This window comes from Streptomyces sp. NBC_01341 (assembly GCF_035946055.1).
In the GTDB taxonomy this organism is placed as follows: domain Bacteria; phylum Actinomycetota; class Actinomycetes; order Streptomycetales; family Streptomycetaceae; genus Streptomyces.
The window spans coordinates 2,818,692-2,842,409 of the sequence record NZ_CP108364.1 but is presented as its reverse complement, the minus strand read 5'-3'; the positions used below and the strand labels follow the sequence as shown (position 1 = coordinate 2,842,409).

23 protein-coding genes are annotated in these 23,718 nt (G+C 71.3%); 15 read left to right on the top strand and 8 right to left on the bottom strand.

Annotated elements, in window-relative coordinates; translation table 11 throughout:
• Positions 1-4: 4 nt before the first annotated feature.
• The 8 genes from OG206_RS12155 to OG206_RS12120 all read left to right on the top strand — a co-directional run bounded on the left by OG206_RS12155 (position 5) and on the right by OG206_RS12120 (position 7,039).
• On the top strand, positions 5-892 hold the full coding sequence (locus OG206_RS12155; RefSeq protein WP_124274429.1) for a DUF5936 domain-containing protein: 888 nt from the start codon (positions 5-7) through the stop codon (positions 890-892).
• 10 nt (positions 893-902) lie between these two features.
• Entirely contained in the window at positions 903-2,258 is a 1,356-nt protein-coding gene (locus tag OG206_RS12150) for a sensor histidine kinase (protein WP_327115212.1), read from the top strand.
• Positions 2,259-2,328: 70 nt separating this feature from the next.
• The gene (locus OG206_RS12145; RefSeq protein WP_442805837.1) at positions 2,329-3,303 is read left to right on the top strand and encodes a response regulator; all 975 of its coding nucleotides are present in this window, start codon (positions 2,329-2,331) and stop codon (positions 3,301-3,303) included.
• 203 nt (positions 3,304-3,506) lie between these two features.
• Positions 3,507-3,728, top strand: coding sequence for a hypothetical protein (locus OG206_RS12140; protein ID WP_327122248.1), 222 nt, complete (start codon positions 3,507-3,509; stop codon positions 3,726-3,728).
• Positions 3,725-4,369, top strand: coding sequence for a pilus assembly protein TadG-related protein (locus OG206_RS12135; protein WP_327122247.1), 645 nt, complete (start codon positions 3,725-3,727; stop codon positions 4,367-4,369). Before OG206_RS12140 ends, OG206_RS12135 begins: the two co-directional genes overlap by 4 nt.
• A 27-nt stretch (positions 4,370-4,396) precedes the next feature.
• On the top strand, positions 4,397-4,984 hold the full coding sequence (locus OG206_RS12130; RefSeq protein WP_327115208.1) for a hypothetical protein: 588 nt from the start codon (positions 4,397-4,399) through the stop codon (positions 4,982-4,984).
• 8 nt (positions 4,985-4,992) lie between these two features.
• On the top strand, positions 4,993-5,643 hold the full coding sequence (locus OG206_RS12125; protein WP_327122246.1) for an OmpA family protein: 651 nt from the start codon (positions 4,993-4,995) through the stop codon (positions 5,641-5,643).
• A 100-nt stretch (positions 5,644-5,743) separates the two neighbouring features.
• Complete coding sequence (locus OG206_RS12120; protein ID WP_327115206.1) at positions 5,744-7,039, top strand: hypothetical protein; 1,296 nt, start codon at positions 5,744-5,746, stop codon at positions 7,037-7,039.
• Here OG206_RS12120 and OG206_RS12115 read toward each other — a convergent pair.
• A complete protein-coding gene (locus tag OG206_RS12115) occupies positions 7,027-7,218 on the bottom strand; it encodes a hypothetical protein (RefSeq protein ID WP_327115204.1) in 192 nt (63 codons plus the stop codon). The genes OG206_RS12120 and OG206_RS12115 overlap by 13 nt on opposite strands.
• A gap of 11 nt (positions 7,219-7,229) precedes the next feature.
• A complete protein-coding gene (locus OG206_RS12110; RefSeq protein WP_327115202.1) occupies positions 7,230-8,081 on the bottom strand; it encodes a DUF5753 domain-containing protein in 852 nt (283 codons plus the stop codon).
• Between the two features lie 281 nt (positions 8,082-8,362).
• On the opposite strand from OG206_RS12110, the gene OG206_RS12105 reads away from it, so the two are divergent.
• Positions 8,363-8,833 (top strand): ATP-binding protein, encoded by a 471-nt coding sequence (locus tag OG206_RS12105; protein WP_327115200.1) that lies wholly within the window; start codon positions 8,363-8,365, stop codon positions 8,831-8,833.
• Between the two features lie 25 nt (positions 8,834-8,858).
• Here the strand turns inward: OG206_RS12105 and OG206_RS12100 are convergent, their stop codons facing one another.
• Both OG206_RS12100 and OG206_RS12095 read right to left on the bottom strand, forming a co-directional pair.
• Positions 8,859-10,061: an IS110 family transposase gene (locus tag OG206_RS12100; RefSeq protein WP_327112822.1), complete on the bottom strand. Its 1,203-nt coding sequence runs from the start codon at positions 10,059-10,061 to the stop codon at positions 8,859-8,861.
• Positions 10,062-10,677: 616 nt separating this feature from the next.
• The gene (locus OG206_RS12095) at positions 10,678-11,670 is read right to left on the bottom strand and encodes a hypothetical protein (protein ID WP_327115198.1); all 993 of its coding nucleotides are present in this window, start codon (positions 11,668-11,670) and stop codon (positions 10,678-10,680) included.
• 247 nt (positions 11,671-11,917) lie between these two features.
• Between OG206_RS12095 and OG206_RS12090 the strand changes: the two genes are divergently transcribed.
• Together OG206_RS12090 and OG206_RS12085 are read left to right on the top strand one after the other, a co-directional pair.
• Positions 11,918-14,311, top strand: coding sequence for a Tox-REase-5 domain-containing protein (locus OG206_RS12090; protein WP_327115196.1), 2,394 nt, complete (start codon positions 11,918-11,920; stop codon positions 14,309-14,311).
• Positions 14,312-14,366: 55 nt separating this feature from the next.
• Entirely contained in the window at positions 14,367-15,095 is a 729-nt protein-coding gene (locus OG206_RS12085; protein WP_327115194.1) for an Imm52 family immunity protein, read from the top strand.
• Between the two features lie 84 nt (positions 15,096-15,179).
• Here the strand turns inward: OG206_RS12085 and OG206_RS12080 are convergent, their stop codons facing one another.
• Genes OG206_RS12080 through OG206_RS12070 form a run of 3 tightly spaced genes read right to left on the bottom strand, consistent with a single transcriptional unit; the run spans position 15,180 to position 18,249 of the window.
• Complete coding sequence (locus tag OG206_RS12080) at positions 15,180-15,623, bottom strand: DUF3592 domain-containing protein (protein ID WP_327115191.1); 444 nt, start codon at positions 15,621-15,623, stop codon at positions 15,180-15,182.
• 20 nt (positions 15,624-15,643) lie between these two features.
• Positions 15,644-16,225 carry a hypothetical protein gene (locus OG206_RS12075; protein ID WP_327115189.1) on the bottom strand — a complete coding sequence of 194 codons (582 nt, stop codon included), beginning with the start codon at positions 16,223-16,225 and terminating at the stop codon, positions 15,644-15,646.
• A 20-nt stretch (positions 16,226-16,245) separates the two neighbouring features.
• Complete coding sequence (locus OG206_RS12070; RefSeq protein ID WP_327115187.1) at positions 16,246-18,249, bottom strand: hypothetical protein; 2,004 nt, start codon at positions 18,247-18,249, stop codon at positions 16,246-16,248.
• Positions 18,250-18,649: 400 nt separating this feature from the next.
• Here OG206_RS12070 and OG206_RS12065 point away from each other — a divergent pair, with 400 nt between their 5' ends.
• The 4 genes from OG206_RS12065 to OG206_RS12050 all read left to right on the top strand — a co-directional run bounded on the left by OG206_RS12065 (position 18,650) and on the right by OG206_RS12050 (position 23,338).
• A complete protein-coding gene (locus tag OG206_RS12065; protein ID WP_327115185.1) occupies positions 18,650-20,323 on the top strand; it encodes a Hint domain-containing protein in 1,674 nt (557 codons plus the stop codon).
• Complete coding sequence (locus OG206_RS12060) at positions 20,320-21,213, top strand: hypothetical protein (protein ID WP_327115183.1); 894 nt, start codon at positions 20,320-20,322, stop codon at positions 21,211-21,213. Before OG206_RS12065 ends, OG206_RS12060 begins: the two co-directional genes overlap by 4 nt.
• A gap of 98 nt (positions 21,214-21,311) precedes the next feature.
• On the top strand, positions 21,312-22,499 hold the full coding sequence (locus tag OG206_RS12055; RefSeq protein WP_327115181.1) for a hypothetical protein: 1,188 nt from the start codon (positions 21,312-21,314) through the stop codon (positions 22,497-22,499).
• Positions 22,500-22,582: 83 nt separating this feature from the next.
• Positions 22,583-23,338, top strand: a complete 756-nt coding sequence (locus tag OG206_RS12050; RefSeq protein WP_327115179.1) for a hypothetical protein — start codon at positions 22,583-22,585, stop codon at positions 23,336-23,338.
• On the opposite strand, the gene OG206_RS12045 is transcribed toward OG206_RS12050, so the two are convergent.
• The gene (locus tag OG206_RS12045; RefSeq protein WP_327115177.1) at positions 23,310-23,699 is read right to left on the bottom strand and encodes a DUF192 domain-containing protein; all 390 of its coding nucleotides are present in this window, start codon (positions 23,697-23,699) and stop codon (positions 23,310-23,312) included. The two genes, OG206_RS12050 and OG206_RS12045, sit on opposite strands and share 29 nt — an antisense overlap.
• Positions 23,700-23,718 lie beyond the last annotated feature (19 nt).

Here is a 23,718-nt window from a genome sequence, read left to right as displayed (position 1 = left end):
CGGTATGGAACTGCTGCTCGCTCTCGTCGTCGGCCTCAGTGTGTTCGGCGTCTTCAAGGGCGTACGGATGTACCGCGCCGAGGCCACCCTCCCCGGAGACCTCGCCCTCGCACTCGAAGTCGGCTCGACCCGCACCACCGCCGTGGGCTCCGGCATCGACCGGCTCGGCATGCGCTGGGCACCTCTGGTCCTGCGCCTGATGGGCCCCAGGAAGGTCAACGAGAAACGCCGCAAGATCGACATGGCGGGCAACCCCGGCGGCCTCACCATCGACCGCTACGCCGCCCGCCGCGCCGTCTACAGCGCCCTCGGCGGCTTCGCCGCCTTCGCGATGCTCTCCAGCGGCAAGATCTTCATGGCCCTGTTCATGATCGCCTTCGGCCTGTTCTGGGGCGAGGTCGGCATCTGGGCCGCCGTACGCAAGCGCCGCGACGACATCGACCGCACCCTCCCCGACTTCCTGGACGTCCTCGCCGTCGTCGTCTCCGCGGGCCTCGGCTTCCGGCAGGCCCTCGACCGGGTCGCCGAGAAGTACCAGGGCCCCTGGTCCGACGAACTCCGCATCACCCTGCGCCAGATGGACATGGGCGTCAGCCGCCGCCAGGCCTTCGACGAACTGCGCAGACGCAACGACTCCGAACAGGTCGCCATGTTCGTCACCGCACTCCAGCAGGGCGAGGAACTCGGCGCGCCGATCGTCGACACCCTCATCGCCATCGCCAACGACATGCGCCGCACCGACGCGCAGAACGCCCGGCGCAAGGCGGCCAAGGCCGTCCCCAAGGCCACTCTGATGGTCACCACCTTCATGATCCCCGCGACCATGATCCTCATGGGCGCGGCCATGCTGCTCGGATCCGACACCAACCTCGGATCCCTCACAGGGGAGTGAGCGGCCGCCGATGACGATCTCCCTGCACCCGGGCGCCGAGGAATCGCGACACGCCGCGCTGTCCACCCCCGCCGGACCGGCACCCACGGTCTCCATCCAGGTCAACGCCCTCTCGGCGCTGGCCCGCCAGGTGTTCCTCTTCCGGCTGGCCATGATCGCCATCGGCACGCCACAGGCCCTCGACAACACCGCCCCCGGCCTCGCGAGCTGGCTGGTCGCCTCCGCCGTCCTGGTCACCCTCGTCGGCTCGTACGCCCTCTACCGCGACTGGGAACGCTTCGGGCCGCTCCTCGTGGGCTCCCCGCTCCTGCTCGGCGCCGACACGGTCTTCGGCGCCCTGCTCCTGTTCACCGCCACACCCGACTCGACCCTCGGATACGCCGTCGTCTGCACCCCCCTCCTGGCCGGACTGCTCTACGGCTGGCGGGCGGCGGGCGTCTTCGCCGCCGTGCAGGGCCTGATCCTGGCCGCGGCCTACGGCGCCGAGGACAAGCTCCAGGCCGGCGGCCTGGCCTCCGTGCTCCTGCTGCCCGGTTTCTGCGTCCTCGCCGGAGCCGTCGGCGTCGCCCTGCGCAACCTGATGCTCCGCGTCGGCGCGGCCAGCCAGGCACTCACCGAGACCCGCGCCCGCCTCGCCGTCAGCGTGGCCGTCGAGGACGAACGAGCCCGCCTCGCCCGCGAGATGCACGACTCCGTCGCCAAGACCCTCCACGGCCTGGCCCTGGCAGCCGACGGACTGGCCCACTCCTCCGACCGCATGGACCCGCTCACCGTCCGGCACCAGGCCGAACTGGTCGCCCGCTCGGCCCGCCGCGCCGCCGCCGAATCCCGCGAACTCCTCTCCGACCTGCGCCGCGAGTCCGGCCTGGACGGCGGGGTCGACATCGTGGCCGAACTCCGTGCCAGAGCCGACGACTTCTCCCGCCGCCACGGGACGAGCACCGTGTTCCGTACCCTCGGCGACACCCACGTGCCTCCGGTGCCGCACATCGTCGCCCGCCAGCTGCTCACCGTCGCCTCCGAAGCCATGGAGAACGCCCACCGGCACGCCCACCCCACCTACCTCGCCGTCCTGGCCGGCATCAAGGGCGACGTCCTGCGCGTCAGCGTGTACGACGACGGCCGGGGCCTCCCCACGGGCACCTCCCTCGACGACCTCAGGCGGGCCGGTCACTTCGGCCTCGTCGGCATGGTCGAGCGCGCGGCCTCCATCGGGGCCCGCATCCGCATCGGCAAGGGCAGGGCGGCCAAGGGCACGGAGGTCCGCCTGGAACTCCCCGTCGCGGCGCTGTCGCCACCCCAGGTGACGGCCGCGGCCACGGTCTCCGCCGGGGGCCCGGCCCCGAACCCGGCCGCAGGCCCGTAATCGCTCCTGCTCCACCGCTCCAGGCCCCACCGCTCCTTCGTCCCCACCACACCTGAGAGGAGGTCGCAGAATGCCGGACGACATCTCCCGTGCTCCGGGCCAGAACTGTGAATCGATGCCTCTGTTTCCCAGCGGCCCCGACGTCCCGGCCCCCGGGCCCCTGCGAGTCGTGGTCGCCGACGACAACCCGGTCGTACGGGCCGGCCTGGGCGTCCTGCTCAGCGGCCGCGCCGACATCGAGGTCGTCGCCGAGGCCGCGGACGGCCGCCAGGCCTACGAGGCAGCCGTCCGTCACCGGCCCGACGTCGTCCTGCTCGACGTACGGATGCCCGGCGTGGACGGCATCTCCGCCTTGCCCCACCTGGTGCAGGTTGCACCTGTGATGATGCTGACCTACAGCCGCGAGAGCGACATCGTCCACGAGGCGCTGCGCCTCGGCGCGGGCGGCTACCTGGTCCACGGCGAGTTCACGGCGGACGAGCTCGTCCAGTCCGTACGGGACACGAAGAACGGCCGGGCCCCCTTCACCACGACCGCGGCCAACGCACTGCTCGCCCATATGCGCCAAGGCCCCGACCAGGCCCCGCGGAACCTCCCGGAAGGCCTGGGGACCGCCCTGACGCCCGGCGCGCCCCACGGGAGCCCCGGCCACGCGCCGCAGCCGCAGGGGGACGCCCCGCACGGCGCACCGCCACCCGGCCCCTCCGGCATGCGACCCGCGGGCCCACCGGAAAGCCTTTCGCAACTGCAACCTGTTGTGGCACAGTCTTCGACTGAGGGAAGCCATAACCGGCTCCCGGCGCCCAACAGGCAGCAGTACAACCTGAGTTCAAGGGAGGCGGAGGTCATGGAGCTCATCGCGTCCGGGATGAGCAACCACCAGATCGCCGCCACCTGCTTCATCAGCGAGAAGACAGTCAAGAACCACATCAACAGGATCTTCACCAAGCTGCACAGCAGCAGCCGCAGCGAAGCGATCGCCCGCTGGCTCGGCACGGCGCCGGGCCCGGGACCTGGGACGAGGGGGACAGGCCGCCATGGCTGAACGGGGGAGAACGACGGAGCGGGCCCAACACGCGTTTTGGGCCCGGCTTTGGGCCCTGGGGCCCTGCGTCGAACGGGGTGTCCGGCCGTACGTTTCTCATGTCACCGACGGCACCGGCCAGGAGGAAGCCGGTAACGCCGGCGGCACCACAGAGACTTACGCGTCGGCCGGCTCACGGTCGGCCGAACCCGGAGGGGAACATCATGAGCAAGCTGATGCTGAAGGCATCCGTCAACGCCAAGGTCTGGGCGAACACGTCCGTCGAGCGCATGAAGGCCCGGGCGGACCGCGGGCAGGGCGCGGTGGAGTACCTGGGCATCATCGTGGTGGTCGTGGCGATCATCGGGGTGCTCATGACGACGAACTTCGGCAACGCCATCGCGACAGCCATCACCACACAGATCGGCAAGATCACTGGCGGCTGATCACGGGCAGGACGCGCGAGGCAGGGCAGGCCTTCCCCATCTATGTTGCGGTGGTGGCGGGCCTGCTCTTCCTTGCGTTCGCCTACTTCGCCGTCGGCCAGGCATCGATGAAGAAGAACGAGGCCCAGACGGCCGCCGACGCCGCCGCGCTGGCAGCGGCCCAGGACGCGCGGGACGAGTGGAGCTGGCCCGGGGTCTTCGACCTCGACGCGTGGGACGACCTGCTGAGCGGCCGGGACGTCGGACAAGGGTCGTGCTCCGCAGCCGACCGGCTCGCGGCGGCGAACGACGCCCGTTCGGTCGTGTGCGACGCGGATTACTGGCCTGAGGCGTCCTACACGGTCAAGGTCGAGACCAACCGGACCGTCGGCAGCTCGGTGATCGCCAGTACCAAGACGAAGAAGGCCGAGGCAACCGCCAGGGCGGTGATCGAGCCGCGCTGTCGCATTGAAGAGGACACACGTCCCACGCCGAGCCCCCCGGCGGATGACGACGACGGCGACACGGACGAGTCCGAGGAGCAGAAGGCCTACAAAGCAGTCTGTGATGACGAAGACTTGGACTTCGATATCGACCCGAAGAACCTCAACCTCCTGCCGGACCTGGCAGACCTTTTCTCCGTCCACCTGGCCGACAAGTAAGTGAACGTCACCGAGAGGAACACTCCGATGCGTGCAGCCATGACCCGGATTCGCTTCAAGGGGGCCGCCGTCGCTGCCGCCTCCGTTGCCATGGCTGTCGTACTGACGGCCTGTGGTGGCGATGATGGTTCGGACAAGCCCGAGAGCAAGCCGCAGGGCTCTTCGTCCTCGTCATCCGACCAGAAGAGCGAAGCTCCCGCACCGGCCGAGGACGACGAGAGCCAGGTGCTCGCCTCCATCAAGGGTAAGGATGGCGTCGAGGCCATTGTCAGCTCGGTCAAGCGGGAGACGGGCGGGTTCGTCACCGTCAAGGGCAGGGTGAAGAACGGATCCAAGCAGATCTGGACCGCTCCCGGCTGGCAAGGCATGGAGCAGGAAGTTGCGAACAACGGTGCTTCGATGGCCGGCGCGTCGCTTGTCGATCAAGCTGGCAAGAAGCGCTACCTCGTACTCCGGGACACCGACGGCCGCTGCCTGTGCACCAAGTTCGAAGGCCTGACGCCCGGAGCAGAGACTCCGTTCTTCGCCCAGTTCCCCGCCCCGCCTCAGTCCACCACAGAGGTCGACTTCCAGATCCCCACCATGCCCACCGCGACGATCAAGATCTCGGGGTGACCACCGCCATGCAGCTACTCACCCCCACACCAGCCGCACCGCGCAGCGCACTCCGACGCCGTCTCGGCCTCTGCGCCGCCGCGGCGGTCGTGCTCGGCACCTCAACCCTCTGGGGTGCCACCTCGGCCTCGGCGGACGACAACCCCACCGCCGTGCCGAGCGCCTCGCCCCCCGTCGAGGTCGACGCCAACTCGCCCGGGCTCATGCTCGGCGACGGGGCGACGCTCGGTGACGTCCGCGTGCTCGACATCAAGTCCATCGTCGAGGACATGGGCGGTGAGGAACGCCGCGAGGACACCAACGCCGACATCACCTTCGCCCTTCAGGCCGAGGTCCTCTTCGGCAAGGACAGCGCCAAGCTGAGCGGCGAGGCCACGGCCCGTATCAACGCGATCGCCATGGAGATCCAGACCCAGAACGCCCCGAAGGTGCGCGTCTTCGGCTTCACGGACAACCTCGGGTCGTCCGCCCACGGCGACGTCCTGTCCAAGCAGCGGGCGAACGCCGTACAGGGGGTGCTGGCCACCAAACTCCCGAGCGTCACGTTCGAGATCCGCGGCTACGGCGAGCAGTACCCGATCGCCAGCAACGACACCGAAGAGGGCCGCAAGAAGAACCGTCGCGTGGAGGTCTCCTTCCCGCGCACCGACGGCTCGTAGAGCGACACGCAGTCCGGGGGTCCGGTGCCCGCGGCCGTAGGGTCGGGCACCGGACGGCCGTACGAACGGGGCCCAGTGCCCGACGAGAGGAATCGGAATCGTGTCGAGGCCCCGAGGTGGTGCCGCCGCCGGGGTGGCGGCAGCACTCTGTGTCCTGCTGCTGCCGAGCGCCGCGACGGCGGCCCCCCGTGAGGACGACGCCTCGGGAGGCGCCGCCCGCTCGTACCGGCCGGCCGAAGGATCGGTGCCGGTCACCGGCGCGGAGTCGAGCGTGGACGGGCCCGAGCTGGAACAGGCGAAGATCTACTCGGACACCATCGCGCCGGGCCAGAAGAAGCACTACCGGGTCCGGCTGGACGACGCGTCCCACGCCTACGTCTCCACCGTGCTCGCCCCGCCCCCCGGCAGCAAGAGCGGCATCCTCGACGGCATCCAGGTCTCCCTGACCTCGGCCGACGGAGCGACGTGCGGTTCCAGCCCGGCCGCGTACTTCGGGGGCGAGACCGCTCGGACGATCGCGAGCTACGCGTCGCGGCGCATCAAGGACAGCAGCGCCCCGTGCCAGGAGGCAGGGGAGTACCTCTACACCGTGGCCTGGGCGGGTACGGAGACCAGCGGCGGAGCGAAGTGGCCGATCGAGCTGACGTACATGGCCGAGCCCGGCCTCAAGCCCGGCGCCGATGAGCCGGCAGCCCCGACCGGCTGGAGCTCGAAGGCCCCGTCACCCAGCGGCGGCACTCCGCAGAAGGTGAGCGGCGGCACGGGGTTCAACGACGCGGCAGCCGTGGATGGCGGCATTTGGAGGGATGACATCCGGCCGGGCGAGAGCCGCTTCTACCGGGTGCCCGTCGCCTGGGGCCAGCAGCTCTTCCTGCGGGCCCAGCTGGCCAACGCCACGGCGGACTCATCCTTCTTCACCGTCAACGGGCTGCGCCTCGCCCTGTACAACACGGCCCGTGGCCCCGTCTCCGACAAGAGCACCGGCTACACGGGCGCCCCCACCGGCGTCGGTCTCGGCACGGCCCCGGCCGCGTACGCGAACCGGTTCGAGGTGGGGACGGACGGGGCGTCGGCGATGCGGTTCCAGGGCTGGTACTACGTCCAGGTCACCCTCGACCCCAAGGTACCCAGCAGCGTCCCCATGACGTTGAACGTCAACGTCGAGGGCACGGCGCAGCAGGGACCCCCGTACGACGGTGACGCGGAGGCGGCCGGGTTCGGGCTCGGGAGCAGCGTCCCCGGCAGCGGCACGAACTCCACCATGCGAGCGGTCGGTTTCGCGGGGATCGGCGTCGGTACTGTGCTGGTCCTGGGCCTGGGCGCCTGGCAGCTTCTGAGCCGCCGCAGGCGCCCGGCCGGCGGGCATGCGGAGGGGAATGCCGCCTACAGCAGGTGATCGGCCTTACCGGCCTTGATGTCCCGGATCATCTGCTGGAGGGCCTCGCGGCTGTCGGTGAGGTAACGATCCTCCTGGCCGAGGACAGCGATGAACCCGTTACCTTCGGTGTCCGTCCCCAGCCGGAAACAGTTGTTTCCCTCGCCGCAGTAGGCGTCTTCCCAGTCGATCTCGGCCATCGTGGGCCTCCTCAAAGTTGACGTGCGACGGCGTGGATGAAGTCGCGTGACTCAGCGACGCCCAGCGCCGCTTCCTCCATCCAGTCCAGATGGGCTCGGTACTTGGTGAGCTGCGCTTCGGCGTGCATGAATTCCGGGCCGTGCGCGGAGTCAAGTTGCACCGTGTCCAGTTGAGGCACGGCGCCGTGCGCGTACAGGAGTGCGTGTCCCGCGCCGGGGAAGGCCCCACGGCTCACCGGGACGACTCGTAGGTCGATGTTCGCGCGCTCGGATGCCGCGCACAGGTATGCGAGCTGGTTTCGGGTGACGTCGCGCCCGCCGAACTGCATCCGCAGCGCGGCTTCATGGACGTAGCCCACGTAGTCGACCGGGTTCTCGCGGTCCAGCACCTGCTGCCGCTCCATGCGATGGGCCACGCGCAGCTCGACCTCCAGTCGTGAGAGCGCCGGCAGTACGGCGCCGAAGACCGCGCGAGCGTACCCATCGGTGTGGAGCAGCCCCGGAAGGTGGACCGTCTGCGCGGTACGGATGCGCACGGCGTTCCATTCGAGCTCGGCGATGTCCAGCAGGCCGGAAGGCAGAGTGCCCCGGTACTGCTCCCACCAGCCGCGCTCGCGTTGCTCTGCCATCTCCACGAGCGCGTCGACGTAACGACCGTCGGCGCACGCATAGTTGCAGGCGAGTGTGCGAACCCGCTCGGGTGCCACGGGCCGGACGCCGACCTCCATGTTGGAGATCTTCGTCCTGTCCACACCGAGCAGGCCTGCTGCGTACGCAGTCGTGGCCTCGGCGGCGGTGCGCATCTTTCGGAGCTCGGCGCCGAGGCGCCGTTGCCGCTCGGTAGGGGTGGAACTGCTCGGCATGGCCCTCTTCTTCCGCCGACGATAGGCACAGTCTGCCGCTGAGTCAGGTACCCGGTCCACTCGTAAGGAGGCAATTGCCTCCGTATTAGAGACACCTGTGCCACTCAGGGTCTACCGTGGCTCACACACCGCAACCCACTGCGCGCCCAGCCGAAGTGCATCGCGCGGTCCCGCCCGTAGCTCCTGCCCTGGGAGGGGTGGGCCCGCGCCAGGGAGACAGGCCACAGCTCGGCCGCGGCGGCGGTGACCGTCAACTCGGCCCTCGCACCCGGGAGTCACCCATGCACCCGTACTCGCCCCCACCCCAACGCACGGTCCTGTGCCCGGCGAGGGCGCCGCACCCCTACCCACCCCCGGGGCTCGTCCTCAGCCTCACGCTGCCCGGTGATCCCCGCAGCGCGGCGGTCGGGCGGCGCGCGGTCACGGCGGCGCTGCCCGCGCACGGGCTCCGTTCCCACGCATGGCCCGTCACGCACGTCGTGACCGAACTCATCTCCGTCAACGTGGCGCTGACTCCCGGCCGCGACCTATACCTCTCGCTGCGCCGACGCGACGGCACCCTCCGCCTCGTCCTCTGGGACCAGCACCCCCACCACCCGGACCCGGACACCCTCGCCCTCTGCGAGGTCCGGCGTCGCCGGGCGCTCTGGCTGCTCGCGGCCGTCGTCGACGACTGGGGCGGCGACTGGGGCCTCCGTGCCGCCCAGGCCCCCGATACGGGCGTCACGTCATGGGTGGTGCTGCCGCAGTAGCGAAAAGGTGCCTCTATGGTTTTCGTCAAGCCGTTGCTGGTGTGGGTGGTTGGTAGAAGGTTCCGTCTCGGAGCATGGCGAAGAGGACGTCGATGCGGCGTCGGGCGAGTGCGATGAGGGCGGCGATGTGGTGTTTCCCCTCGCGGCGTTTGCGGTCGTAGTAAGCGCGTGACTCGGGCTGGGAGAGCGAGGCGAACGCAGCGAGGTAGAAGGCCCTCTTGAGTTGTTTGTTGCCTCGCCGGGAGGGATGTTCGCCGCGGATGGAGGAGCCGGAGTTCCTGGTCACGGGCGCGAGGCCGGCGTAGGCGGCGAGGTGTCCGGCGGTGGCGAAGCCGCTGCCGTCGCCGACGTCGATGAGGATGCGGGCCGCGGTCCTGATCCCGATGCCGGGCATCGAGATCAGGACCTGGGAAAGAGGGTGGGCGTCCAGGAGTTCCTCAATCCGGGCAGCGAGGAGTTTGCGCTGTTCAAGGACGGACTGGAGTGAAGTGGCGAGGCTGGGGACGATCAGCGCGGCAGCGTCGGTGCCGGGGACGACGACGGTCTGTTCGTCGAGTGCGGTGAAGATGTCCTCGATCAGTCGCTCGGCCATCCTGGGTGCCTTGGGACGTATCAGGGTCACGAGGCGACGGCGTCCGGCTTTGCGGATCTGGGCCGGGGAGCCGAACTGGTCCAGCAGCTTGAGCGCGGCCGGGTGCTGGATCCGCGGTCCCAAGACTCGTTCCAGGGACGGGTGGATCTGGGTGAGAAGGCCACGAAGCCGGTTGGCGATCCGTGTGGACTCGCCCGCGAGATCATCGTCGAACCCGGCGATCATCGCGAGCTCGGCAACGGTCTCGTCCGCGAGATCGATCGTCCTCAGGGTATGAGGCATCGCTCGGGCGGCGTCCGCGATGATGAACGCGTCGCGGGCGTCCGTTTTCGCCTCGCCAGGGTAAAGATCGGCGATCCGCCGCATCGTGAGTCCGGGCAGGTAGGCGACCTGACATCCTGCGTCCCGGGCGACCGCCAGCGGCAGGGCCCCGATGGAAGCCGGCTGGTCAACGACCACCAGTACCGTTCCGTGCTTGGCCTGGAGCTTGTCGAATAGCTCCCGCAGCCTTGGTTCGCTATTGGGCAGCGGCTTGTCGAACACCTTCTTCCCCGCCCGGTTCACAGCGGTGGCGTGGTGATCGCTCTTCCCGACGTCCAGGCCCAGATAGATGTCGATGCCACTCTCGTCCGTCATGTCCTTCGCTCCCGTGCTCGCGTTCTCCCCGGCCTCACCTGCGGCATCAGCGTGCCGGCATCCACGTTACGAAGAGACTGCCCAAGGGCGCTCGTGCCTCTAATCAGCGGTCTGCCAATGCCTCCGGCACCGGCGACACCACCTTTTCGATCATCATCGACTGGGGGACCGAGTCATACCGGGGCCGGAGGCCGGGAGCCCTGTTTCAGGGCCACGAAGACGGTAACGGGGGGAGTTCAGACGAAAGCGCTCCAAGCGGGGCCGTTCGGGACGGGCCGAAACCCCTACCGCTTGGCAGTTCTCCCCTCTGCAGTGCGGCGGCCCGGCTGCGCGCCCGTGCCGGGAAGGGGGAGCCCGGCCCGGCGCCCCGGGTGGCTGGGACGCCCCGGGTGGCTGGGACGCCCCGGTGGCTGGGACGCGCAGGTGGCGACGGACCTGCTGCCCACCCTGTCGTTGCTGCCGCTGTGCGCGCTTGCGCGCGAGACGCTCCAGCGGTCGGCGGAGTCGTATGCCGCCCCACCGGGCCGCTTCCGCCCCCTGTCACCCCCCTGTCACCCCCCTGCCGCCCGCTGCCACCCCCTGCCACCCCCCCTCACTAACCCCGGCCTCCGTCAGGTCAGTTCTCCAGTCCGGCGGTCAAGGCGAGGGCGGCGCGGACCTCGGCGATGAAGCGGTCCGGGTGGTGGAAGACCTCGTTGGCGGTGAACCGCAGGATGCGGCGGACCTCCGGGCAGCTCTGCAGTGCGTTGAAGCGGCGGAGGTCGGAGGCGTGGGCCTCGCGCGACCCGTGGAAGGCCCAGCCCTCGATCTCGACCACCAGACCCTGGGCGGGGAAGAGGAAGTCGGGGCGGAGGCTGCGGCCCGACGGGGTGCACAGGACGGCCTGAGTGACGGGGTGCAGGCCCGCGTCGTGCAGGCGGAGGCGCGCGACGGTCTCGGCGGGGGAGCCGGACCGGGGATCGAGAAGGGGCAGCCAGGCGCGGGCACGGGCGGCGCCCGCGCGGCGGGTGGCCAGCTCGGTCCGCAGGGCGGCCGTGTCGAGCAGCGGGGGGCGCCGGACCCCGCGTACCGTACGGGCGCTGAGCGCCGAGTCGGCGGCGACGACGGCCTCGTCGCGCGGGAGGCACCTTATGAGGTCGCCGACCGTGCGGGCCGGAGTGGTCGTGCACAGCCCGCGGCGCACCGTCCGGTCGGCCGGGCCGAGTGCCGCGCGGTGCACGCGGAGGCCCGGGCGGCGGTACACGCCGGGGCGCGGGTCGGTGAACTGGGCCTCCGGGCACGGCTGCCCCAGCAGTTCCACGAGGTGCAGTGCGGCAGCGGTCCGGTGACTGCAGACCAGGTGCGGCTGCAGCTTCTGCGCGACCCAGGCGCGGGTCAGCCAGTCCACCAGGCGGCCGGGAGCAGCCCACGCGCCCTGATGGACCCGCTGCCAGCCGCCCGTGTGCAGACGCCGGTTCAGCAGCCGGGGCGGCCAGCCGGCGGCCACCGCCTCCGACACGAGGAGGATGCCGCCGGACGCCAGGGCGGTCAGCTTCCGTAACTCGCGGTCACGGCGCTGGGCGCGCGTCTCCGGGGCGTGCGGGGGCTTCCAGGCGTCCGTGCGGCTCATGGGCCAACGATCCACGATCCGGGCGCGGGCCGCACAGGGCTGTGGACAACGGGCTCTTTTTGGGCCCTGGGGCCCATGCTTCCCGCCACCCCGCCGTGGTCCGATGGACCGGGCGGGTGAACTCTCGCCTCACAGCGCCTGGTTGGGGGCCGGAGTGTCTGGCACAGGGGGATTTGCGGCATCGGGGGGCGTCGGCGGGCTCTCGGCTCCGGCGGGTGGGGTCCCGCTGCCACGGCCGTTGTGGGTGGTGCTGCTCCTCGTCCGGACGCTGTTCGTGTTCACGGTCGTCGGGGGCGTCGGCGTACTCCTCCAGGCCGCATCGGTCGACGCCATCGACGGAGAGCTGCTCGGACTCCTGCTGTACGCGGCGCTGCCGGGCGTGGCGGGGCTCGCGCTGTCGGCGTACGTACGTTCCGGGGACATCTGGATCTGGCGCGGTCTCGTCGCCGTACAGACGTGGTTCCTGCTCGGCGCGCTGGCGACGCTGGGCGGGGACGGCGGCGCGCGGGGCGTACCGCAGCTGGTGATCCCGGTCGTCGGCCTGATCCTGCTGCTGCGCCGCAGCTCGCGCGACTGGTTCGATGTGCCGGTCGCGCAGCGCGTCGCGCACCGGCCGTTCAGCCTCCCGCGGTTGATCCGGTGGCGCCGGGACGGGGGCCAGACGGCGACGGAGTACCTGGGCCTGATCGTGATCGTCGTCGCCATCATCGGCGGCCTCCTGGCGACCGGGATCGGCGGCCAGGTGGCCGGGGGGATGCGCAGCGCCATCTGCGAACTGACCGGCAGCGCATGCCCTGCGCCCGGCGGGGGCGAGGTCGTCGCGGGCGACGGATCCGACTCCGACGGGGAGGGCGTTCCCGAGGGCGGCGATCCCGGCGGTACGGGGGCGAGCGGCGGCGCAGCCTCGGCGGGTACGGGCGCAGGTGGAGCCGCCTCGGGGGGTACGGGGGCGGGTGGTACGGACGCGGGCACCAGCGGGGGAACCGGCGGCGGTGGGGGCACCAGCGGGGGAACCGGCGGCGGTGGGGGCACCAGCGGGGGAACCACCGGCAGCACCACCCCCGGCACCACCACCACCGGCACCACCGGCGGCGGTTCTGCCACCGGTGGAGCCGCCTCGGGTGGTTCCACCGACGGCTCCAGCGGTGACCCCGGGGCCGTGCAGGTCGGGGACGACGGCGACGACGTGGACGACTCGGGCGGCGCGGACGGCGGCGATCCGGGGGGCGGCGGTGGTGACGAGGAGAAGGGCGGCGAGAGCTGCACCTCGGGCGTGGGCGCGTTCTTCTCCTGCGCCGGGCACCAGACTGGCGGGTTCTTCACGGGCGTCTTCGCCGACGGCCTGTGGGGTGATGTCACCGGCACGTTCGACACGGTCATCCACCCCGTCAAGGCGTGGAACGGCCTTATGGACTACGGCAAGAGCCTCGGCGACAGCTGGTCCAAGGACTCGGAGGGCGCCGGCGACAAGTGGTCCGACGGTGACTACCTCGGGGCCGCCTGGGACTGGACCAAGGCCAGCGGCGGCACCGGCCTGAAGGTCCTCGACGACGTCTTCATCGGCGACGAGGTGCGGGACCAGTGGAAGGACGGGAACGAGGGCCAGGCCATCGGCACCGGCCTCTGGAACATCGGCTCCCTCTTCATCCCCGGTTACGGCGAGGCCAAGCTCGTCGGCAAGGTGGGGAAGCTCGGCAAACTGGGCAAGCTCGGAAAGCTGGGTGAGGTCGCCCAGAAGGCTTCCGAGGCTGCGGCGAAGGCCAGGAAGGCCGCCAAGGCCGGCGATGTGGAGGGCGCCGGGAAGGCCGCCGCCGATGCGCAGAAGCACGCGGACGACGCCGCGGACGAGGCGGGCCTGACCGGCTGCACCGTCGGACTGGGCGGCCTCCTGCGCGTGCCGTACGGCGACGGCGGCGATGGCGGGACGGGCACGGACGGCCACCCCGGTACGCGTACCGGCACGGTCGGGGTCCCCGGCAGTGGCACCGGCGTCATGGCGGCCGCGCGCGCCTCGGTGCGCGTCGGGTTCCGTACCGAGCGGTGCGACGAGGTGGACCCCGAGAAGAAGGCAGCCGCCGAAGAGGCGCAGAGGCAGGCCGACGAGGCGAAGAAGGCCGCTGCCGAGGCCAAGCGGAAGAAGGAGCTGGAGAGGGCCAGGAACCAGCCCAAGCCGGCCTGGTACAAGGATCTCAGGAACCCCCGGGCCGGTTCGAAGGACGGTGGCACAGGCGCCTGGACGAAGATCAAGCCCGGCGTCTGGAACTACCCGACCGAGATGGGCGCGCGCTACCAGGAGCAGATCTCCAAGGTGACCCGCGGCAAGGAGTACCAGGTCCCGCTCGACAAGCTCACGGGGAAGCCGGTCGACTTCGACGGCTGGGACGCCGCGCGCGGTACCTACCTGGAGGCGAAGTACGGCTACCGGGGCAAGGACTTCTACAACGCCGAGACCGGGGAGCTCACCCCGAAGGTCCAGCAGCGCTGGGCGGACCAGGCGACCCGGCAGGTGGACGCGGCCCGGGGCAAGCCTGTCGAGTGGCACCTGTCCGACCCGGACGTCGCCGAGGCGGCGCGGGAGCTCTTCGAGGAGCGGGGCATCAACGTTAAGGTCATCAACACGCCTGACGATGTGACGGGGTGAGGCACCGGCGGAGGCGCGTGCCGGCGGTGCGGTGGAGAAGGGCGAGGGGAGCGTCGTGCTGAACGTCGTCGTCAACGGTTTCTGGGGCGCCCGCGATGAGGGCCCGCCGGCGATCGCCGAGCGGTGGTACGCCACGCTGGTGCGGCTCGGGGAGCTGGACGCCGGGACGTTCCACGGGTGGCACGAGGCGGGGGACGGCGTTCCGGCCGACCCGCCGCTGACGCCTTCAGTCGCGGCGCTCACCGACTACGTCGTACGGGAGAACACCGGTCCGGACCTCGACGTGGTGGGGTACGGGGCGTCCCTGTGGGCGCACAACTCGGGTGCGGCGAAGGTGACGTCGGCCTTCCGCGCGGGGGGCTCGTCGACGTACGTCACCCACTCCGTCTCGGTCTCCTTCCGCTCACGCACCGTGGACGAGGACGCGGACGTCATCCGGCGCACCCCCGAGATCCTGGCGATCCTCGGTGAGGAGTGGGACATCGACGCCGGGCAGGTGTACGACAAGGCGCTGTACAGGGTGGTGGCGGACCACTTCGGCCTGGAGAACTCCGACCCCCGCTGCGGCCGGGCGGTCTTCCTCTCCGAGCGGCGGGCGGCCCTCGCTCCGGAGGGGCTGCCGGGCGCGTACACCCCGGTCGCGAACGGCGGGCTGGTCATCGACCTGACCCGGGGCGGCGCGCGGCCGGCGCCGGCCGGGACCGTGATCGACGTCAACGCGTCGCTGCGGGCCGCGGGCGCGCTGGAGCCACTCGCCACGCCTCGCGACCGGGACAAGCTCTGACGGTCGGACGTCAGGAGTGCGTCACCGCAGAACCGGACAGCGCGGCACCACGAAACCGGCCGGCAGCCCCGCCGCCGGCCGCGCTCAGAACCGCATCGCCGCGAAACCCGCCAGCAGCCCCAGCGAGAACAGCCCCAGCACCACGGCGAACACGGTCGGCATCAGTATCGGGCCCCAGGAGCCCGGCCCCGCCACCGTCGCCCGGCGGGCCGGGTCCGCGGGGTCGTACGAGACGCGGACCGGCGCCCCGACCTCGAAGCCGAAGGGGCCGGGGGCATGGTCGGTGAACTCCACCTCCTGGCCGTCCGGGGCGCGGAAGGCGAAGACGTACTCCGTGCGGTAGCGGTTCTCCATGTCCGGGCCCCGGTCGATCACACGCCGCCGCGCGCACCGGCCCTCGGCGCGTTCGCCGCGCCGGACCAGTCGCAGCACCCGGGCGAGCCGGAGGCCGGAGCGGACCGCGAACGCGCCCAGGAACAGGCCGAACAGCAGGAGGAAGGTGGCCGTGCCACCGGGCAGTACGTCCATGAACGAGGCTCCGCAGGCGTTTACTTGACCGTGATGGACTTGACGAACGCGTCCAGGTCGGCGGGGCTCAGGGCGCCCTTCACCGCGTTGACCCGGATGGCGAACGGTACGTCCTTCGAGTCGACCCCGGCCACCACGACCCCTGTCATCCTGGTCCCCTTCGCCGGGGTCGACTGCCCCCCCGAGGAGGTGAACTCGTAGTCGATCCTGCGTGCCTCACGGGCGCTCTCCTCGCCCGCGAGACGCACGTCGCGGGTGCCCTTCCGGGTCGTGCCCAGGCCGATCCCCGCGCCGGCCGCGGCGGCGGCCTCGTCGGCGTCGTCGACGCCGGTGGCGAAGTCCAGCTGGACGGAGACCATGCCCGTGCGCAGCCCCTTCTCCTTCTTCAGCGCCACAGCCGCGTTGGCCTCACTGCGCTCCGCGGCGGGCTGGACGGCGTACCCCTGGTCCTTCGGGTAGCCGACGGACACGCTTGCGGTGTCCAGCGTCCCCCAGCCGTCCGGGACCGACGCGGTGTCCGTGCCGCCGCATCCGCCGAGCAGGGTCAGGCCGAGAGCCGCTGTCACAGCCGTGCCGAGCGCCTTGGACTTCGTCAACGTCATCGCCCCTTGGTCGCGCGCGTTCACTGCGCGCAGTAGCTGTACGGGAGGTAGGCGCGCTTGTCGCCCTGCGGAGCTCCGAGGAACCGCGCGTCCGTCAGTGACTCCTTCTTGTGTTCGTCCGAGATGGAGAACCCGAGGCTCATACCCAGTGAGACCTCGAACCCGAACTCCTGGGCGTCGGTCTCGCCGAGGTACCGCAGCGTGCTGGACAGGCCGTCCCGGAACATCGTCTGCTGGAAGGGGTCCGTCCCTGCGGGCTTCTGCTGCAGGGAGTTGTCGCCGAACATGTACTCGAAGGGTGCGGTGTTGTTGCCGGATCCGTCCAGCCACTGCTCGGCTATGGCCCGCTTGTCCTCCGTGGCCCGGTCGGTCTCCTTGCCGAAGACGATCGAGTTCGTCTGCACCTCGATTCCGGTGTCGCCGGAGGAGTCGGTGATCCCGCCCTTGCCTCCCCGCTTGTCCTTGTCCTTCTGACCGTTGTCCCCGCCGGCTTCGCCCTTGTCGGACGTCGAGGTCTTCTCCACCGTCTTCGTCATGTCGATCCGGACGATCTTCCCGGTCTTCTGGTCGCGGGTCACGGTGATGGCGCCCGTGTGGGTGTCCTTCGCGCCGGCCGTGCTGCCGAGCGGACCGGCGTTGCCGCCGACCTTGCCCTCGATCTCCAGCTTGGCGGTGTAGGTGGAGGACTCGTTGCCGTTGACGTCGTCCTTGGTGATGGTCACGTCCGGCGAGAACTTGGCCTTCCCGCCGAGCTTGGCGCCCAGTTTGTCCTCGTCACCCGGCTTGAGGGAGAGACCGCCGTCGGCGTACATGTTGAGGCCGATGGTCGAGTAGGAGATCTTCTTGTCACCGATCTTCTTCTCGATGTCCTCCTTCTTCTCCGCCCACTTCATACCGGAGTACCAGCCGCCGCCGTAGCCGCCGCTGTGCTTCATCGAGGTCTCCCACATCTTCATTTCCTCGATGTCGTCCCGCATCTTCTGGGCGTCGGCCTCGCTCCTGAACACCCAGGTGTCACCGTTGGTGATCTTGATGCCGCCGCCGACGTCGACGTCCGCCTTGCCCAGGCTGCCGAGCTTCACCCCCGGAGTGCTGGCGTTGACCCCCGCGGAGGCCGCGTCGGTGAACGTCATGTAGACGAGCTTGTCGTTCTCGTCGACCTTTCCGTCCCCGTTCACGTCGGTGGCGGCCTGGGCGACCTTCTGCTGGAATCCGTATTCCTCGCCCCACTCGAACCAGCCGATCTTGACCTTGCCGCCCGCGGTGTCGGAGAGGTTCGAGATCTGGCAGAGCTTCGGTTCGTAGTCGGCGTCGGTCTTCGGGTTCGCCGTGCCGTCCCCGCCCGTCGTGCACCCGCTCCCGCCCCCGGTCAGCGAGGTGATGGCGCAGCGGATGCGGTCACCGATCCGGCCCCCGATGCCGGCCATGGCGAGGGCGCCGACCAGCGCGACGACCAGGACGATGACGCCGAGGTACTCGGTGGCCGTGGCCCCGTCGTCACGCCAGTCGTACGAGCGTCTGTACGTCGTCGGGGCGGACGCGGGATCGTCGTCACGCTCCTCCAGCAGCCGGTCCAGAGCGAGCCCCACGGCGGCGCCCGTCGCCATCGCGACCACCGGCATCAGCAGTCCCTCGGCGCCGACCACGTCCCACGTCACCGTGTAGCCGAAGGCGAGTCCGGCGACCGGGACGGCGAGCGTGCCGAGCAGGTACGGGACGCGTGAGCCGCGCTGCCGGCCGGGCAGGGCGCGGGCGCTCGCCAGCACCGTCAGCACGGTGACGAGGACACCGGGAAGGTGCAGCAGCGCGAGCCGCCAGCCGAACTGTCCGAGGCGTTCGTCGGTGGCGAGCGTCTCGACGAGTGCCCGCGTCACCAGGAACCCGGAGACGACGTAGACGAGGGCCCCGGCCGCCCAGCCGCGGCTCAGGGGGAAGAACCACCCGCCCCCGCCGCCGGGGCCACCGGCGGCCCCCGGCGGTATGTGACCCGGCACCCGGTCTCCCCAATCGCTGCCACCGCTCACGGTCCGCCCTCTCGCCGTCACCTGCTCCGTCGTCCGACGGGGGTGAGCGTACGACCGGGATGGGGTGCCCGACCTGGGCCCCCGGCCCCAAACACAGGCCCAACTGTGCACCTGTATAAGGTTTGTCGACCTCATCCTCGGTCGCCATCCCGCACCCGGCCGTACGCCCCGCGCCGCTCGCTCCGGCCTGCTCTCGACGCCCTGCCGGGGGACCCAGGGGTACGTGCCCGGGTGCGCAGGCCAGGGGGCGTTCGAGTGGGGGAGCGGGGACGGGGCCGGTGTGATGACATCGCTCGACTGAGGGCTGTCAACCGAGACACCCGCTTTGGGTGCCGACCGGGCCGAGGTTGGGTCCGTGGGCCCAAGACCGGTGCGCCTGACGGCCGTTAGCGTCGATGCCATGTCTGGTCCGGGGGTTGCACGTCGTCGTTCGCGCCGCCTGCCGCGGCGCTCGGTTCCGCGTACGGAGGCGCGCCTGCTGGGGCTGCGCCGGTCGTGTCGCGGGCAGCGCGGGCAGCGCGGTCAGGGCGCGATCGAGTACCTCGGCCTCGTCATGGTCGTCGTGGCGATCGTCGGCGCCCTCGTCGCCACGGGCATCGGCGCCGAACTGTCGGAGAAGATCAGCGCCCAGGTGTGCCGGATCGGCGGAGGCGGTGACTGCGGCGGGGGCGGCGGCGCGAACGAAGCGCAGGGCTCGCCCGGGGACGGCACGCCGGCGTCCGACGACGGCACGACCGGGTCGCCGGCGCAGATCGACTACGACGCCGCGCTGAAGGAGCTCCAGGACGCGCGGAAGGCGGAGAAGAGCAGCTCCGACCAGGCGTTGGAGGCCGCGAAGGAGCTCGCCAAGATCCTGGCCGAGGAGCTCGGGATCACCGACGCCCTGGACTGCATCACCAAGGGCGACATGGGCGCCTGCACGGAGACTCTGATCAACGTCCTGCTGAGTCTGGTCGGGGGTGCGGTCGGGAAGCTCGCCGCGAAGTACGGGGCGCCGTGGAAGTGGAAGAAGGCCGCCAAGCTCATCCAGGCGCTCAAGAAGCACGGCGGCGATCTGTACGACGGGTTGAAGAACCTGGTCAAGAACCGCAAGAAGGTCAAGGACGCCGAGAAGAAGCTCGCGGACGCGCGGAAGAAGCTGGACGCCGAGAAGAAGGACCCGCCCGAGAAGGACGGCAAGCCGGACGACAAACCCACCTCGTGCCCCGTCAGTCACAGCTTCCCGCCCGGCACCCCGGTGCTCGTCGCGGACGGCAGGCGGGTTCCCATCCAGTCCGTGCGGGCCGGGGACGGGGTGCTCGCCACCGATCCGGTACGCGGTGTGTCCGAGGTGCGGCGGGTGACGGAGACGTTCACCACGCACGCCGACAAGCACTTCACCCGGCTGAGCACCTCCGCCGGGCGGATCACCGCGACGGACACGCACCCCTTCTGGGTCACCGGCAGCGGACGCTGGGTGGACGCGGGCGACATCGTGACCGGGGAACGGCTGCGGCTGCCCGACGGCACGTCCCTCCGGGTCACGGCGGTGTCCCGTCACACGCAGCGGCAGACGACGTACGACCTCTCGGTCGAGGGCGTCCACGCCTATTACGTGGGCGTGGGCACGGCCGCGGCGCTGGTCCACAACAACGACTGCGAGTTCGAGACCGACCCGAGCGTCAAGGGCCCGGCGGCGGGCAAGAAGCTCAAGCCCCCGCATCCCCGGCACACCGTCTCCGGCGCCAGGAACGGCATGGTGAAGGAGAAGAACACGGTCATCCTCAAGGGCAACGAGGCGGACATCCAGAACGACGTCAAGGGGATCGCGGAAGGCAGGGCCAAGCTTGTCGACAACGGCAGTGCCTACGAGATCAACGGGCGCAAGTACGGGGTGGAGGAGAACGGCCGCACCTTCCCGATCTCCGGCAAGGGCCTCGTCGAACTCGACAGGAACGAGTACGCGGCGCTCAAGGAGATCGCCAGGGCGGGCGGAAAGGCCGATTCTCCCGCTTTGACAAGGAACCCCCGCTTTGCCGACCATCCTGAGGTGGTCGAGAAAGCCAAGAAGGTTTACGACGGGACCTATTCGTGACGGCGATCTACAACTTCCTGACCGTGCACCGGCCCGCGCCGCAGGCCATGGCGGCGGCGCTGGCCGAAGCGATCGGTGTCCCGGTCCGTGGGGTGGACGTCGCCGACGAGGACGCGGGGCAGCCGGACGACCGGAACTGGGACGCGCCGGTGCTCTGCACCCACCGCTCCGTCGCCGGAGATCTGGCGCTCTCCTGGGACGTCTCCGTGTCGGGCGCGGTGGCGGCCGCGCCGTCCGAGGCCGGGGCGGCCCTGCGGCTCGCGTCGCGGCTCGGTACGACGGTCCTGTACCCCGCGCAGGAAACCGCCCCCTCCGCGTACTGGGCGGTGGGCCCGGACGGGGCCCTCGCGCGGGCCCGTCTGCTGGAGGCGGACGAAGGCGACGGCGACGGCCCCCCGTGCCTGGTGGTCGACGCCGTGGACGCCCCGATGGGGCAGCTCCCGGCGGCCCGGGTCGAGGTGCTCGCCGAGGCGCTGCGCGCGGAGCGGTGGGAGACGCCCGTCACCGACTCGTTCGCCGCCGCGGCCGACCCGGACGGCGAGGCGCCGGCGACGGGCACGGTGAACCGTGCCCGCGAGGCGCTGCTGCTCTGGGAGCGCCTGGTGCGCCGTATCGACGCCGGGTGGCTGCCGGACGGGCGCTACCCCTTCGAGCTGTACGCCGAAGATCTCCGCACCCGTGACCGTCTCGAGGAACTGGGAGCCGCCGCCGGCCCGGAGCGGGAGCGGCTCGGGAGCGCCGTCGCGGAGCTCGACGCGGTCTTCCGGCGCGGCACGGACGCCGACTCCGGTGCGCTGCTCGGCCGTCTCACCGGGTCGGGCTCCGCGGTCGCCGACCGTGGCTGGTGGTGGCACCGCCGCCCGTCGAAGCTGCCCTGGGACGGCGGCTGACGCGAAGCTCCACCAGGCACCCGGGCCGACGAGCTCCGCGGCCGGATGCCCGGCCCCGGCGTGCCGGCCCCTCCGGGGGCGGGCCCATAATCGGCCGCATGCCCGATCAGCAGACGCGCCCCCGCCCGGCGGCGCCCGACACCCGCGCCACCCGGGAGCGCGCCGCTGCTCTGCTCACGGCCGCCGCCCCCGCGCTGGGCGCCTACGCGGCGGTCCGCGCCGTCGGGCTCCTCGTGTTCTGGGTGTCGGCCTCCGCCGCCGGGAAGGATGCCTGGCATCTGCTCGGCGGCCGCTGGGACTCCGTCTGGTACCAGCGCGTCGCGGAGCACGGTTACGGCTACACGGCCACCCTCCCCGACGGCGGAGTCCATCCGGACCTGGCCTTCTTCCCGCTGCTGCCCGCCCTGGAGCGGGCGCTCGCCTCCGTGACGCCGCTCACCGTCCAGGGCGCGGGGATCGTCGTCGCCTGGTCGGCCGGGTTCGTCGCCGCCTGGGGGATCCACGCCGTCGGCGCCCGCCTGTACGGGCGGCGCGCCGGGCTGGTGCTGGTCGCGCTGTGGGGCGCGTACCCGACGGCGTTCGTGCAGTCGATGGCGTACACGGAGACCTTGTTCACCGCGCTCGCCGCATGGTCTTTGTACGCCGCCCTCAGGGGCCGCTGGATCGGTGCCGGGGCCCTCTGTGTCCTGGCGGGGCTGACCCGGCCCTCCGCCGCGGCGCTCATCGCCGCGCTCGCCGTGGCAGGGGCCGCCGGCCTCGTCAAGGAGTACCGGGCGGGCGGCCGGGAGGGCCTGCTGCGCCGCAACGCGCGCCTGCTGTCCGGAGTCTGCCTCGCACCGCTCGGCTGGCTGGCCTACGTGGTGTTCGTCGCCGTACGGGAGGGCAGTCCCTTCGCGTACTTCGATGTGCAGGCGCAGTGGGGCAACAGCATCGACGGCGGCCGTGCGCTGGCCGGCTTCATCGCCGGCCTGCCGCTGCCCGCCGCGCTCGGGCTCTGCGCCGCGCTGGGACTGCTGGGGTGTCTGGTGTTCCTGTGCGTGCGACAGCGGCAGCCGCTGCCCGTGCTGGTGTACGGCATCGCGGTCGTCGTCATCTCGCTCATCGGCTCCGGCTACTTCGGTTCCCGGCCGCGCCTGATGATGCCCGCCTTCCCCCTGCTCCTGCCCCCCGCAGCGGCGCTGGCCCGGCTGCGCCCGACGGTACGCACGGGGGCCGTCCTGGCCGCGCTGGCCGTCGGCTCGGCCGCCTACGGGGCGTGGACGCTGCTGGGGCCCGGGCCGCCCTGACGTGGGTCCACGGGCCCACGCGCCGGGGCGTCCCGGTTGTTAGCGTGCTGATCCGGTGCACGGCGGGTCGGGAGCGGTGAGCGATGAAGGTACGAACCACGGTCGTGGCGGCGGGCACGCTCGTCCTCTGCCTGGCGGCCGCCGGCTGCGGTCCGGACGAGGGCGGCGACAAGGGGGCCGGCGGCAAGGCCGCGCCCTCGGCGGCACCCACCGCCGACGCGAGCCCGGAAGCGGACCCCGTGCCCGTGCCCACCAGCGACGGCAGGACCCTCACCGAGGCCGAGCTCGCGAAGGTGGCCCTCGCCACGGGCGAACTGCCGGGCCACGAGATCGCTCCCCTGGAGGGAGCCGACGAACGCGGCACCGAGAAGTCCGAGGACGAGGCATGCCGGCCGATCGCCGCGATCATCAACGGCTCGCCCGAACCGGCCCCGGCCGCCACCGTCTTCCGTACGGCGATGGACACGAGGGAGGAGGGCAAGGACGACCGGACCGTCGTCACCGAGATCCTCACCTCGCACCGGGAGGGCGGCGCCGAGGAACTGCTGCGCTCCGTCCGTGAGGCGGCGCGGGCCTGCGCGGACGGATTCCGTACGACGAGCGAGGACGGCCCGTCCACCTACACGGGCGTCAGCGCACTGCCCGCCCCGAAGGCCGGCCAGGAGTCCTTCGCCTACCAGGTGACGGGCAGCCTGGAGGGCGCCAGGATCCCGCTCGTCTTCCACCTCGTGCGGACCGGGTCGACGGTGGTCACCTTCTACGCGGCCGGCTTCCTCACGGACACGGCACCGGAGGTCCCGGCCGCGCTCGTCACGGCGCAGGCGGCGAAACTTCCGTAGCAGCCGCGCAGACCCGCACGCGTGTGCCCGGCCGCAGGCCCCAGGCATCCATCGCCCCCGCTTCGGACTCGACCACGTGCCGGGCGCGGAGCCGGGGCAGGCCGAGCCGTCCGGGCCTCATCGTGCGTACCGCGAGCACATTGAACTCCCGGTCCAGGTAGGCCACGTCGATGGTGAAGCGCATCCGGAAGGTGTGGACGCTCCCGCACGGGGTGATCAGCAGCGCTCCGTCGATGCCGTCCACACCGAGGAGCCCCCGCGCCCGCGCCCGGTACGAGGCCGCTATCCGCAGCGGAACCTCCCGCACCCCGGTGTCCGTACCGACCGTCAGTGTCCCGCCGCCGTCACGCCATGTCCCCATGGGCACCGACCGTAGCCCC